This window comes from Undibacterium sp. GW821-FHT07F11 (assembly GCF_059418665.1).
On the sequence record NZ_JBWKQH010000001.1, the window covers coordinates 679,324 to 693,054 of the forward strand.

Annotated in this window: 14 protein-coding genes; 7 read left to right on the forward strand and 7 right to left on the reverse strand. The window is 51.0% G+C overall.

The genetic code is table 11. From position 1 onward, the window contains the following. Positions 1-19: 19 nt before the first annotated feature. Positions 20-910 (forward strand): LysR family transcriptional regulator, encoded by an 891-nt coding sequence (locus tag AC07OI_RS02870; RefSeq protein ID WP_495256240.1) that lies wholly within the window; start codon positions 20-22, stop codon positions 908-910. 32 nt (positions 911-942) lie between these two features. Here the strand turns inward: AC07OI_RS02870 and AC07OI_RS02875 are convergent, their stop codons facing one another. Continuing rightward, the gene (locus AC07OI_RS02875; RefSeq protein WP_495256241.1) at positions 943-1,680 is read right to left on the reverse strand and encodes a siderophore-interacting protein; all 738 of its coding nucleotides are present in this window, start codon (positions 1,678-1,680) and stop codon (positions 943-945) included. 38 nt (positions 1,681-1,718) lie between these two features. On the opposite strand from AC07OI_RS02875, the gene AC07OI_RS02880 reads away from it, so the two are divergent. Next, positions 1,719-2,189 (forward strand): MarR family winged helix-turn-helix transcriptional regulator, encoded by a 471-nt coding sequence (locus AC07OI_RS02880; protein WP_492707658.1) that lies wholly within the window; start codon positions 1,719-1,721, stop codon positions 2,187-2,189. Positions 2,190-2,222: 33 nt separating this feature from the next. Next, positions 2,223-3,287 (forward strand): histidinol-phosphate transaminase, encoded by a 1,065-nt coding sequence (gene hisC, locus AC07OI_RS02885; RefSeq protein WP_495256242.1) that lies wholly within the window; start codon positions 2,223-2,225, stop codon positions 3,285-3,287. A 7-nt stretch (positions 3,288-3,294) separates the two neighbouring features. Here hisC and AC07OI_RS02890 read toward each other — a convergent pair whose 3' ends face one another. Both AC07OI_RS02890 and AC07OI_RS02895 read right to left on the reverse strand, forming a co-directional pair. Further along, entirely contained in the window at positions 3,295-3,789 is a 495-nt protein-coding gene (locus AC07OI_RS02890; protein WP_495256243.1) for a hypothetical protein, read from the reverse strand. A 36-nt stretch (positions 3,790-3,825) separates the two neighbouring features. After that, positions 3,826-4,311 (reverse strand): asparaginase domain-containing protein, encoded by a 486-nt coding sequence (locus AC07OI_RS02895; RefSeq protein ID WP_110254445.1) that lies wholly within the window; start codon positions 4,309-4,311, stop codon positions 3,826-3,828. A 155-nt stretch (positions 4,312-4,466) separates the two neighbouring features. Between AC07OI_RS02895 and AC07OI_RS02900 the strand changes: the two genes are divergently transcribed. Continuing rightward, positions 4,467-5,243, forward strand: coding sequence for an L-asparaginase (locus AC07OI_RS02900; protein ID WP_495256244.1), 777 nt, complete (start codon positions 4,467-4,469; stop codon positions 5,241-5,243). A 39-nt stretch (positions 5,244-5,282) separates the two neighbouring features. Here AC07OI_RS02900 and AC07OI_RS02905 read toward each other — a convergent pair whose 3' ends face one another. The 4 genes from AC07OI_RS02905 to AC07OI_RS02920 all read right to left on the reverse strand — a co-directional run bounded on the left by AC07OI_RS02905 (position 5,283) and on the right by AC07OI_RS02920 (position 9,512). Further along, the gene (locus tag AC07OI_RS02905; RefSeq protein ID WP_495256245.1) at positions 5,283-5,723 is read right to left on the reverse strand and encodes a GNAT family N-acetyltransferase; all 441 of its coding nucleotides are present in this window, start codon (positions 5,721-5,723) and stop codon (positions 5,283-5,285) included. A 23-nt stretch (positions 5,724-5,746) separates the two neighbouring features. After that, positions 5,747-6,262 carry a TlpA family protein disulfide reductase gene (locus AC07OI_RS02910; protein ID WP_492707648.1) on the reverse strand — a complete coding sequence of 172 codons (516 nt, stop codon included), beginning with the start codon at positions 6,260-6,262 and terminating at the stop codon, positions 5,747-5,749. 649 nt (positions 6,263-6,911) lie between these two features. Next, entirely contained in the window at positions 6,912-7,505 is a 594-nt protein-coding gene (locus AC07OI_RS02915; protein ID WP_492707646.1) for a YdcF family protein, read from the reverse strand. 75 nt (positions 7,506-7,580) lie between these two features. After that, complete coding sequence (locus tag AC07OI_RS02920; RefSeq protein WP_495256246.1) at positions 7,581-9,512, reverse strand: putative bifunctional diguanylate cyclase/phosphodiesterase; 1,932 nt, start codon at positions 9,510-9,512, stop codon at positions 7,581-7,583. 574 nt (positions 9,513-10,086) lie between these two features. On the opposite strand from AC07OI_RS02920, the gene AC07OI_RS02925 reads away from it, so the two are divergent. The 3 genes from AC07OI_RS02925 to AC07OI_RS02935 all read left to right on the forward strand — a co-directional run bounded on the left by AC07OI_RS02925 (position 10,087) and on the right by AC07OI_RS02935 (position 13,716). Next, complete coding sequence (locus tag AC07OI_RS02925) at positions 10,087-10,686, forward strand: InlB B-repeat-containing protein (protein ID WP_495256247.1); 600 nt, start codon at positions 10,087-10,089, stop codon at positions 10,684-10,686. 113 nt (positions 10,687-10,799) lie between these two features. After that, a complete protein-coding gene (locus tag AC07OI_RS02930; protein WP_495256248.1) occupies positions 10,800-12,497 on the forward strand; it encodes a right-handed parallel beta-helix repeat-containing protein in 1,698 nt (565 codons plus the stop codon). Between the two features lie 472 nt (positions 12,498-12,969). Beyond that, positions 12,970-13,716, forward strand: a complete 747-nt coding sequence (locus AC07OI_RS02935) for a helix-turn-helix domain-containing protein (RefSeq protein WP_495256249.1) — start codon at positions 12,970-12,972, stop codon at positions 13,714-13,716. The last annotated feature ends 15 nt before the right edge of the window (positions 13,717-13,731 follow it).

Genomic DNA, 13,731 nt, shown 5'->3' on the forward strand with positions numbered 1-13,731 from the left:
AAACCATTATTTACTTCAAGTGAATATTGATATCGCCCCTGAACTGACTTTTTTCGTGCTGCTGGCCAAGCTGGGCAGTTTGTCGGCGACGGCCCGCGAACTGGGTATCACACCACCTGCGGTGACCAAGCGCCTGATGCTGATGGAACAACGCCTGGGCGTGCGCCTGGTTAACCGCACCACACGCCGCCTCAGCCTGACCAGTGAAGGTGAGTCCTATCTGGTGCAAGCCAGACAAATACTGGACAGTATCCGCGACATGGAAGAGTCGGTATCCAGCAGCCGCGGCATACCCAAGGGCTTGCTGAGGGTAAATGCCACACCAGGCTTTGGCCGCACCCACATCGCACCGCTGGTGTCACGCTTTGCGCACCTGCATGCAGAGGTGGAAGTGCAATTGCAACTGACGGACCGTCCCATAGACCTGGTGGAAGCAGCCTATGACCTGGCGATACGCTTTGGTGAATTGCCGGATTCACGCCTGGGTGCCCGCAAGCTCATGAGCAACCGGCGTTTTTTATGCGCCTCACCCGCCTATCTGAAACAGGCCGGGCATCCGCAGACGCCTGCCGAGCTGCATCGTCACCGCTGCATCCTGCACAGGCAAAATGATGACGTGTATGGCACCTGGCGGCTGGAAAAAGGACGCAAGGTGGAACTGGTCAAAGTACGTGGCGCGGTGTCGAGCAATGATGGCGATGTGGTGCTGAACTGGGCACTGGATGGCCACGGCATCCTGGTGCGCTCGGAATGGGATTTGAATAAATACCTGGAAAGTGGCAGGCTGCAGATCGTCTTGCCTGCCTACACACTGCCAGCGGCCGACCTGTATGTCTACTATCTGAGCCGCCGCCAGCAGCCTGCCAAGGTCAGGGCGTTTATTGATTTTTTGGTAGGCGAATTCAAATGACAATCCGGCTGCAGCCGGATTTCATCCTTAACTTAGCTTTCCAGGTTCTCATGATGCGCTATCAAGCCACGCTTCCAGTAAGCCGCCACCCGCATGGCAGCTCCAGCATGGCCTTTTTCTTCTGCCAGTATGCGGCGTGTTGCAGCCATGGTCGCAGCTTCACCGGCACACCAGGCATAGCCATCTCCCGCTGGCAAAGGCAGGGCGCGCAGGGTGTCCAGGAACTCTGGTGCGCTGTCTACCCAGACGATGCTGATATCTGCCGCACTGCTTAATTCGCGGCGTTCTGCTGGTGGCACCTGCAGGATAACGATGGCACGTACCCCGGCTGGTAGTTCTTCCAGGCGCCGGGATATCGCTGGCAAGGCTGTTTCGTCACCTGCCAGCAAATGCCATTCATAATCGACAGGGATGACTAAAGAGCCACGCGGCCCGGCGACAGTGACGGCATGGCCAACATCAGCCTGGCTGGCCCAGGCGGCAGCGGGGCCATCACCGTGTATGGAAAATTCCAGCACCAGTTCGCCTTTGGCGGCATCGTAATGCCTGGGCGTGTAATCACGCATGACAACATTGTCGCTGTCGGCACTCAGTATCAGTTTAAGGTGATCATCAAAGGATGCACTGATAAAACCCGGCAAGTCGGCGCCACTGAGAGTGATGCGGCGGAAGTGTGGGGTCGGGCTTTCAACACGGACAACTTGCAGATTACGGCGTTTGATTTCATGGCGTATGCGTTGTACGCGGCTGGTTTCAGAGGCTATACTCATTTATTCACCCATCAAATTAGTTGACAATATCTACTATAATGCGCAAAACAAATGACAATGTCAACCATTCTCAAGAAAATAATGAGGATGGGGTGCTGGACCTTATCCATACGGTCATGCATCAATACCGTTCCATGCAATACCAGGCCCTGCGCGATGGCCCGCATGACATCACCCATATGGAGGGCAAGGTATTGAGCTATTTTGGCCATTACCCCGGCTCTACCCAGAGCGACCTGGCCAAGCACAGTGGCCGCGACAAGGCACAACTGGCGAGGCTCATCAAGGGCTTGCGCGACCAGGGCTTGCTTGATGCGGTTGCCGATGAAGCAGACAAACGCAATGTCAGGCTGACGCTGACTACGGATGGGCAAAGCGTATTGACGACATTGCGCCAGCAAGCCAAGCGTCTGAATACCTTGGCATTGAAAGATATGGCGAGTAGTGAACAGCAAGAGTTATTACAACTCTTGCAAAGAGTTCAAGTTAATCTGAACACCGGATCTTAAAGATTTTTTTCGTTAAAGCAGAATTGTCAGATCATGAGTAAATACTGGAGTGAAGTTGTCCACAAGCTGAGTCCTTATACCCCTGGTGAGCAACCAAAGATAGCCAAGCTCATCAAGCTCAATACCAATGAAAACCCTTACCCGCCTTCACCCCGTGTGCTGGCGGCGATACAGCAAGCCACCAATGCTGATTTGCGTCTTTACCCTGATCCAGGCTCAGATCATTTGCGTAGCGTGATCGCCAATTATCATGGCTTGCAGGCGGACCAGGTTTTTGTCGGCAACAGCTCAGATGAAGTACTGGCACATGTGTTCCAGGCTTTGCTCAAACATCAGCGGCCTTTGCTCTTCCCTGACATCAGCTACAGCTTTTATCCCGTGTATTGTGGCCTGTATGAAATAGCCTACAGCAGCGTGCCACTGGATGCAGAATTTCAACTGAATGTGGAAGATTATCTGCAAGAAAACGGCGGGATTATTTTTGCCAATCCTAACGCCCCCACTGGCTGCGTCGTGCCGCTGGAAAAAATCGAATTCCTGCTGCAACACAATCGCGATACGGTAGTCGTCATTGATGAAGCTTATGTGGATTTTGGTGGCGAGACAGCAATTGCGCTCATCAATCGTTACCCCAATCTGCTGGTCGTGCATACACTGTCAAAATCACGTTCACTGGCTGGTTTGCGCATAGGTTTTGCTGCTGGCCATGCAGATTTGATTACGGGTTTGAACCGTGTCAAAAACAGCTTTAACTCTTACCCGCTGGACAGGCTGGCAATGGCAGGTGCGATTGCCGCATTTGAAGACCAGGATTATTTTTTACAGACTTGCCAGGCGGTGATGGCGACGCGAGAGAAACTGACTGCTGATATGCGGGAACTGGGTTTTGAAGTCTTGCCATCGGCAACGAATTTCATCTTCGCCCGCCACTCCGGTTTTGATGCTGAAAAAATCGCTCAGGGATTGCGCCTGTCAGGCATCATCGTACGCCATTTCAAATTGCCACGCATCAGTGATTTTTTGCGCATTTCCATAGGCACTGATGATGAAAGTACTGCCCTGCTTGCTGCCTTAAAGCTATTGGTAACACAAGACTGAAGAATGCCTACTCTGGCCACAGGGACAAAACCAGTTCCTCGATATTATTAGGGTCATTGATTTTCTTTTTGGCCTCTGCCCAGTCGGGAGGGGCGGGCACGGCTTTTCTGGTATGTACAGCCGTGTCTATCGCCATCTTCATGCCGAACACCAGGATGCCGCTTTCTACATTCACAGGCGGCACTTTTTTGACGATTTCATAGATCTGGTTATCGTAATATTCATGCACGGCGGGTGCCATGTCCAGCCAGCAGGTGACTTCACCATCTGAACGAACTGCCACCACCAGATAACCCGCACTCTCTGCCATTTTGACTTTTTTCAAAGCCTTGTAAATCTGCGTCTGCAAGACCCGCGTATAGCGACCAAAGGTATCGACATTGATGCCTTTTTTTTCAAGCTCGGCTTGCGACTGGAAAAAATAGACGGAATCGAAACGCGTTTCTGCTGCCTGCGTCAGGGTGGAAAAACACAGCAATAATGTCGCCAGCAGCAGTTTCATCGTGGTCTCAATTAGTCTCAATGATCTTACCGGGTTTTACTTATTAACAAATACACCAGCTTCACGGTTCTTTTGTACATCATTCCAGGGGAAGACCTTGCCATTCATGGCGACGTGGACACCAGCTGGCAAGAGTTGCGCAGCACTGCAGGCAAAGCCCAGATTGAAGAAGGCATCGGAATTGGCGATTTCGTAAGGGATCATGGCGCCGGTAAACACGATGGTCTTGCCCAGATTGGCAGCACCCAACACTTCTGCCGTTTCACGCATGGTGTCGGTACCATGGATGATGACAATCGCCTTTTCTGCCGATTGCTGGCAAGCCTGCAAGACGGTATTGCGGTGGCTGTCATTCATGTCGAGCGAATCCACCAGCATGCAAACTTCCAGCTCTACTGGTATCGTCAGACGTGCACGTTTCAGCACTTCGGGCAGGTGGCTGTCAGCAAAGCTGAGCTTGCCGGCCAGTTCATCATAATGTTTATCAAAAGTGCCGCCAGTGGCGATGATGCGCAATGTCATGGTCTAGTCTCTGTAGATGAAGAATTTGAAAAATTTTTTTAGATTAGACACATTGTAACGCGCATAGGGGGCCAGTGAAAACTGCTACACTAAGCTGTTGCATTTCATCGCATTCATCCTATTTATGAAATGAGTTCTAGATACACCAGAGATATATGAAACCGATTGCCCCCGGAACCGTTATTTTTCACCGCCATCGTGGCTATGGCGTGCTGACTGCCGTCAACTTGCTAAGTGGCTGGGTGGCAGCGCGTTTTGGTGATGAAAAACGTACCCTGGATTTGAACTTGTCCACAGATGAGGTCCAGCATGCCGATGGTGAACCAATACTGTTTCGTCGCGCACCGCCAGAACGCATGCCGCATGCGCGTCTGATGGCCATGGTCAGGGACCTGCATGCTGCCGGTTATCAAAAACTCTATCTGTATAGCTGGCCCAAGGCCTCTGGCCTGCACTGGCGCTGGCAGTTATTCACAGGCCCGCGCAACTGGATGCAAAGACCCTGGCGTGAAGGCTGGTACGGTTCAGGTGCTGATTACAATTTCAACCCCGTCATGGGCTGGGGCGATGCACCTGGTGCCAGCACGGCAGAATTGATAGAGGCGCTGGCCCGCTTTGATCCCGCTGGTCTGGCCAATGCACTGGGCCAGGATGAAGATCACACCGCCTGGTTTGCCACAGTTTGTGATGCCTTGCTGCCCAATTACGCCTATAGCCTGGGGGCAGATACACCAGAGCTGCCTTTACCACTGCACTTGCCCGTGATCGCTGTGCGCCAGCGCCTGCCAGACTGGCAAGGTGAAGGTTTGACCTACCCACCCGGCTGGGAAAAAACCTGGAGCTCCGACAGCCTGCAGCGCCGCCAGCAACAGCGCGCCGTGGTCAGGCATGATGTCATCCCCACAAGCTGGAGTTTGCCGCTGGAATTTTGAGTTTGTATGTGAATTTGAATTTCAACTCAGGCGATAAGCTCAGCTTATTTTTCTTGAAAGATGGTGGCAACTCAGGTCGAAACCATTATTCAGATACAGCCTGTGCGCATCATGCCTTTGATAGCCAGTATCAAGATGCAACTCACTGCAATTCAAGATCTTTGCCTGATGCTTTACCCAGTCCATCAGCGCTGACCCCAAACCTGCGTTTTTCTTTTGTGGGTGGGTGATCAAATCATCAAGATAGAGTATCCTGCCCCAGGCCAGATAATGCTGCACGCGATAACCGGCGGCAGCGACCACCTTTCCATCCAGATAGATGCAGGCGATAGTATAGCCTTCAGCTACCTGAACCTGTACCCGGCTGATGAATTCAGCCTCATCCAGGTGGGGGCGCAAGTAGCTGAATACGGCGAAGCACTGACGTATGTTTTCTACCTGGCTGGTATCAACTATGCTCACTTCGTATTTCATGTCCATGCCGTTACCTCTCTAGCCAAGAATCAGGAACCCAGCGATTCCCACAGATTATCCCAGTCATTCGGCTGGAAACTGCCTTCGCGCTTCAAGACCAGCTGGCCTTTAGGGTTGATCACAAAATGCGTGGGCTGGCTGATAATAGTCCCAAAATTATCCTTGTACCCTGGCGTATTGCGCCAGATGATAGGAAAGCGCTGCTCCGCAGGCACGGCCAGATTGATCAGTTGTACATAAGAATCAAAGTCTTTCTTGTCTGCATCAATATTAATCGCCAGCAAGACAAAATTGCGTTTCATATTACCAACATAAAACTCACGCATGAGCTTCAAGTCACGCGCACAGAGATTGCAACCCGCCGTAAAAAAACTCACCAGCAAGGTCTTGCCTGCATAGTCACTGATAGCGAGCTTCTTGCCATTCAGCTCAGCCCCTTGAAAACTCATCTGCTGAGTATCTTTATTTGCCTGTGCCGACGCAGAGAAACTGGCCACAGCCAACATGGCCGCAGTAACGACACTGAGTAATTTTGTTTTGTTCACGATGAAGACTTTCTATAAAGATATGTGCTTATGCATGAATCATACGACAGATATAAATTAGTCGTAGCCTTAGACCATAGGCTTACAGGATTTTATTTTAAGACACGTAATGTGACATTCAAGTTTCCAAAGTGACTGGCTCTAATAAGCTAATCGAGCAGAAATGTGGATAGATGCTGAGCTGGGGGTCTTGCTGTTGCTTTTGACTTTCTGCAGTTCCGATGTGTCGATGCCTTTGATGTAAGACAGAAAATGGAAAAAGAAAGGCCGATGTCTGAGCGTAGCGAGTTTTCGGACTTTCCCATTTTTTGACTTGCAGCAAAGGGAACCCCCTTTAGGGGGCAGCGACGCCTCGGTCGCCTTCTTTTGCGTTCTTTTCTTGGCGAGACAAGAAAAGAATGTAGCTGCCGGGCTACCCCCGGCCTGTAATCTTAAAATACGTGCGCAAGTATTTTAAAAACAGATATTTAAAACAATATCAATCTGAAATTAATTCCACCAGAAGTTTTCCAAGAACGCCGCTGAAGTATCAGCGCGGTTACCTCCTGCAAAAAGCACGCAGAAATGTCGTTTTTAAAATTAAATGAAAATCAAAAGCAAGGGGCGTGAAACTAAATTACCGCATCCTGTTTAGCTCAACATAGCAAGCTCACTCCACCTGCGGATTACTAAACGTATACTCAAAATACGCCACCACCTCACGTGCCAGTGAATAGGCATCCCGCACTTCGTAATGCGTAGAATGCACATGTCCCACAGGCGTCACGCCATACTTCTTCATCGCCAGTTGAAAACGCGCTATATGAAAAAACTGGCTGGCCAGCATGCTGGTTTTCCAGTTTTTCTCTCGCATCAGGGCTGCCGCAGCTTTTGCCGTAGCAAAAGTAGTGACACCCTGATTATCGGTATAGACAGCCGCGTCTGGCACGCCATGGTCGACCAGGTATTTTTTCATGACGGCAGCTTCATCATGACCTTCTTCACCAATGCCGCCACTGACCAGGATGGCTTTGCACTGTTGCGTGGCATACAGACGCAATGCCGCATTCAGGCGACCACGCAGACGCTCGGATGGCTTGCCATCAGCATTAACAGTATTGCCCGGCACGACCACCACATCCGCTGCCACCACCTGATCCCGCAAACCCAGAGTAGAAATGGCAGCTGCCATGAACATAAGGCAGATCAACAGACCCAGGCTGAATTGTTTGATTTTCTTTTGCAGTGAATAAGGCATGGGCATGGGGATAGGAATAGCAAGTAATGGGGACGAACCCGCATGCTAAGCCTTTTCACAGGGGATTGCAAAAAGAAGCTCTCAGGCCGACAACACTGCCCTGCGATTAATTTGCCATGAGCGCGCCCATTGGTTAAACACATCGGCAGGCATGGGCTTGCAATAATAATAGCCCTGGGCTATGTCGCAGCCCATTTCTTTCAGCTGTTGTTCGGTTTTGGCGTTTTCTATGCCCTCGGCCACTACCTTGAGGTTCAGATTATGCGCCAGTTGTATCGTCGACTGCACAATGGCGCGGCTGCTGGCATCTGTTGCCATGCTGCGCATGAAACTCTGGTCTATCTTGAGCTCATCGATCTTCAGGTTTTTGAGGTAAGACAAGGAAGAGTAACCGGTACCATAGTCATCGATGGACTGGCGGAAGCCCAGCTTGTGCAGGCTCAAAATGGTTTGCAGTGCAGTTTCTGGCGAATCGGCAAAATTGGCCTCGGTCAGTTCCAGCACTACGTATTCGGCGGGCAGATTGAATTCCTTGAGCAAGCCGCGCAAATCATCGACGAGCTGGTTATCCAGTATTGACCGCGAGGACAGGTTGATGGAGACGAACAGATCCAGTCCTTCGGCACGCCATCTGGCGAGCTGGCCAAAGGCTTCACGCATAACCCATAGTGTAAAGGGTTTGATGAGACCGGATTTTTCTGCAATGGGGATGAATTCTGACGGTGCTATCGGGCCGGATACCGGGTCTATCCAGCGGGCTAAAGCTTCTGCACCGATGACAGCGCCACTCTGCAAATCAATCAGGCCCTGGTAATGCAGGCTGAGCCCGCCTTTTTGCAGGGCCTCATGCAATTGTGCGAAAAGCAGTTGCTGCCTGCTGAATTGTTGCTCAAGTCTTTCATCATAAAAAGCCAGTGCCTGGTTGGCAAACTGCGCCTGCAGCATGGCTTGCGCCGCCTTTCGCAACAGGGTTTCGGCATCACTTGCATGGCCAGGGAAGCTGGCGACGCCTATGGTATGGTCTATGTGAATTGCGTAATCGTTGATTTTGTATTCGAGACGGAAGGCCAGCACGTCCTTGATGATTTCAGTTGCGCTGATATCTTCAGAATGCTTGCGGTAGATGCAGACGAATTCATCACGCCTGATGCGGGCGAATATACCGCGCGAACCGACCGTGGCCGTCATGGTGGCGGCAATATTGCGTATCAGTTTATCGCTGGCATCCGTGCCTATGATGTTGGCCGTCTCAAACATCTTTTTCAGGCGTATGTGTGCCACCAGCAGGGTATGTCCGCGTTCCTGGGCTGCGCTGATTTCCCTGCCCAGAATATCCAGCAAGCGCAGGCGGTTGGGTAAGCCGGTGACGCCATCCTGATAAGCAGCCTGTTCCAGCTTGGCCATATAGTCGCGGGTCTTGGCCTGTACCCCTTGTTCGCTGACATACAGTTTTTCTTCCAGCTGGCTGCGGCTGAAATTATAGGCCAGTGCAATGCCGGAATAAAACAGTAGGGCTGCACTGGCTTGCAGCACAAATTTTTCATCATAGTTATAAGCGAAAGGAAAAATGCTGCTGCCCGCCAGCATGCTCAATACCATGGCCAGCAGCCACACCAGGCTCCATTGCGCCCCCTGGCGCTGCCCCTTGAGCCACAATGCCAGGAAGGGGAAAGCATAAATCCACAAGATGCCACTACCCGCAATGCCACCCAGCAAACCCAGCGTCACACTGGCCAGCAGGGCAAACAGCAAGAGCAGGGACTCGGCCATGGCCAGCAATTTTTCCTGACTGGACAGGAAAAAAGCCGTTCCCAGCATGAGCAGGGCTGTGGCAGCAACGATCATGCCGGGAAGTGGATAGCCGGACTGCAAATAATTTGCCAGTGCCAGCAACAATGCACATGGCAAAGCCACATAAATAAGTTGCCTGACATGGGGTTTGCGCTGATTGGCGCTGAGCTCATGCCGGGCCAGCATGCCTAGCACGCCCTTTACTATTCCAGAATGTGGCATCAATAGTCTCATCGCAAGGCTCTCCCAACATCAATTGACATGGACGCAGCTTCAGTTTCGTAGAGGCAATAGCCAGTTTCAGGAATTATTGGTCGGCAGTAATCATGAAGAAATATCCCAAATGATAAAAATCGATCACTCGCGAGTGTTAGCCCCTGTGCGCTGGCCCTGACGCTAGAGTTTAGTGCATTTTTTACAAAATTAAAGTATTTGCAATGTTAATTTTGAAATATTTTGCTGGATGTTGGAAAACTGTCAAAACTAGCTGTGTCCACACTCGTCATCCCGGGTTCCATGCAGCACATCCAGTCTGGGTCATTTGCTTGTAAATGATTTTCAGCTTCCTTCACAAGCTGGCTTGCGCAATTCATAACGAAAAGGAACGAAAGTGCCATATACGCAATAAATCAAAGGCAGTACGCTTGCCGCTCTGATAAGTCTGCAAATGTCTGCTGTACCTGAATTTGCAGGCGTCAGCCGAATGATTCAATTTTCATCTACCTGTACATGAAAAGGATAGCCAATGAATTTCCCTTTACGACTTCCCCTTCTTACCCTTACAAGCATTTTTCTTGTGACCACTGGTGTACTGCCTGCCAGCCCAGTCCAGGCGCAAAACAACAGCTTCAGCCTGAGCATCAGCCTGACCGGAACTGGCCGTGTCAGCGCTGAACCGACCGGCATACGCTGCGACAATACCTGCGTCAGTAATTTTAGTGCCGGTACCAATGTGACCCTGACCGCCATCCCTGCCAATAAATACATGACTCTGGGCAGCTGGGGTGGCGCCTGCTCAGGCAGTAACCCGACTTGCGTAGTCACCATGAATGCAGCGAAAAGTGTCACGGCCAGCTTCAAGTACTTACCTGTACAACCAATCGGCCAAACCGGCGCACCGGTCACCGTCAAGTGGAAAGCGCCATTGACCAGGGCGGATGGCACTTTATTGGGCGGGCTGACGGGGCTGACAGGCTACAAGGTGTATGGCAGCAAGACTCAATACGACCTGGCACCTGCTTTACTGACAACAGTACAAAACCCGCAGGCATTGTCGACATCCATCAACGGACTGGCGATCGGCACCTGGTATTTCTGGGCTTCAGCCACGACAGTAGATGCGGAAAGTGAGCTGCAATACCTGAACCAGGCGGTCGTGCAGGCTGCCACTCCGTAAATTGAACGCTGCTGCTTGACATCACATCCGGCCACCCGTGGCCACCAATCAAATTCGCGTCCATGCGTAATCACGCGGAGCGAATGATTAACAACAAATTCGAAAGACCATTCATGAAGACGATATTTGCGTATGGATTGCTGGTTCTTGCCTCGGCTTCGGCTCAGGCAACGGACTATTATTTCTCTGACTGCCAGGCGGGCGCGGATGCCATGTGCGTGCCCGGCAATGATGCCAATCCCGGCACCTCGCCATCGGCCCCCAAGCGCAGTCTGGCTGCTGCCAATGCCCTATTGGATAAAGTATCTGCGGGCGATCAGATACTGCTTGCAAAGAATGGCTCGTGGACATCAGTCACCTCGGCATTCTGGACTGGCAATAACAGAGGCACGGCAACAAATCACATTGTCATCGCCGATTATGCGCCAACAGGCTATAGCGGTTCTGCCAAACCCCTGATTACCTTGACAGGGAAACAGGCAAGTTGCCTGGTTATTACCAACGGTGGCGCAATACCCGTGCACAAGGAGGGTTTTACATTCAAGAACATCAAATGTGTTGGAGTGGGGATGAATGGTATCGCTGACGCTACCGGTATCAATACTTATAACGACGTTAGCGATGTGTTGCTGGAAAACCTCGACATTAGCGGTTTTACCCTGGGTGTCTATCCATCAGATGGCCGTGTCCTTGGTGTCGTGACCAAGAACCTGACACTGCGTAATTCCTACATCCATGACAACAGCACTCAAGGTTTCCTCGGCGGTGGCCCCAATTTGCTGATAGAAGGAAATACCTTCGACAACAATGGCTTTATCGCGACGACAGGTGTTCCCCTGTCACGTAATCATAATATTTACCTTACGGCACAGAACTTTACTGGTGCAGTAATACGCGGCAACAAGCTGACTCGATCTGCCATGTGCACACTAGGTACTGGCTATGCTTGCGGCACCTACGGTCAATGCCAGGGTGCGCCTTTGATTATTCATGGAACCGCCAATGGTCTTGTCATCGAAAATAATATCGTGGATGAATCGAGCGGCGCGACTGATGGTTGCTACGGCATTCAGGTCGCACCTGGATATCCCACTATCACGGAAGCTTTCCCTGGTGCGATTGTGCGCGGTAACCATGTAGTGAATGTCGGCGCAACGGCGATTGACATTGGCTCGTGCCCGAATTGCGTGATTGAAGATAATGTAATTGCCTGGACTAATTCACCCAAAGCGACCGTGGTCGGTATCACCGCACCTTCTGGTAATGTCAGGGCCGAGGATGCCGTCGATACTAATCTGACCGTACGTAATAACTCGATTTATATCAGTGGTGCAGACGCCTACAGCAGGGCCATACAAATGACATCGACGGGATCTGGCCACAATGTAGTCAATAACCTGATCTTTTATGCTGCAGATACCAGTGCCAGTGCCAAGTGTTTCGTTACGACTGGCCTGGATATTTCTAAATTCAATACCTTTGATAACAACCTCTGCTATAGCGACAGAAGTGATCACCTGGTACGCTACAGCCAGGCATATGCCACGCTCACCGGGAATACCGGCGCACAAGCCGCTGGATTCGATGTGCACGGCAAGAACGTCCATCCACTGATTTCAGTGCCATCACCTGGTAACGGATATTCCATGGCCCTGTCCTCTCCGAATAGTCCCGCAGCCAGCGGCGGGCATCCGGCATTGTCGAAGCGGCTTGGCTACCGTGGTGCATTTGCCCCGAACTCGCCACTGTTCATCGGAGCGTATCCGTCCAGGCCAATAGCTATTGCACCATCTTCACCCACGCCGAACTAGAGCCTGATCCATCGCCAGCCTGCCATGACCATCCAGACGGTTAGTCATGGCAAGTTGGCAGGATGTATCTCTTTTCAGCGCTTGTTGAATCGGAGGCTGCTGCATAATTAGCCTGGCATTGTTGTGCCTCATTGACCAGGGCACCAGGTTATCTTGATTTTGCAAGAGCCTCTTAGCACATCACCGAAGCAACTTATAGTTGTTGTTATCCAGGCACTCAGTCCCAGAATTTATTGTAACCATTTGAATCAGAGAAAATGTCACAAAGAAACTGCATGCTAAAAAGCATGCACAGCATGGATTGTGGCTTGATGCTTTTTTCTCTGGAAGCAAACAGATTGTTAGAGTTCCTACAGGATTTAGCCATCATTTGGCACTCTGAAAAACACCCGATTCCATCTTCCGGCACGTCATTGACAGTGCAATGTCCTTGCAGATAATCTGACCAGTCTCAGATGATGGGGGGAAGAATTTGATTGATCAATTGCTGTCAGAAGCTGCATCCGTTATTACTGTCGACGGTTTTAAACAATGGCTGCGCAAGTCAATTCATCCTCTTTATCCGCATGCAGCCATTTACTGTGGTTATGGGCGTGTACACGCCGGTGGTGTGGGGCTTGATTACGTCATTACCGATAATTTCCCGGTTGCCCATCTCGACAACATACGCAATAAAGCCGGTGGCATGGATTCGCCGATTTTGCGGCGCTGGATCGCGACGCAAGAACCGCAATTCTTTTCAGTCAACAATCCATGGGAAGATATCCCACCGCTTTGGTTCGAACACTTCCGCAACACCGGCTTCAACAATCTCGCCTCGCATGGTGTGTTTGATGCTGAACGCTGCGTCGGTACCTATTACAGTTTCTTTGGTGTTGATGATCATTTCGATCAACAGAAGGCCGCGCTGCTCAGACAATTATGTCCGCTTGTTCACGAAGTGATGTGCAAGGTCATCGAGCACTTCAATGATTTCAGCCAGTTTGAAAGCAAACTCAATACGCTGACCAGACGCGAATCTGAAATTGCACGGCATGTCGGTCAGGGCAAGACCAACCGTGAAATTTCCGAGCTGCTTTGTCTCAGTGAAATCACGATCAAACATCACCTGATGAAAATATTTGCCAAACTGGACGTAGGCACACGCGCCCAACTGGCCGGTTTGCTGGCCGCCTACCATGCAAGATCACGGCCAGACTGCGAGTTCAAGTTATTGTAGCCTTGTGCCAGAAAA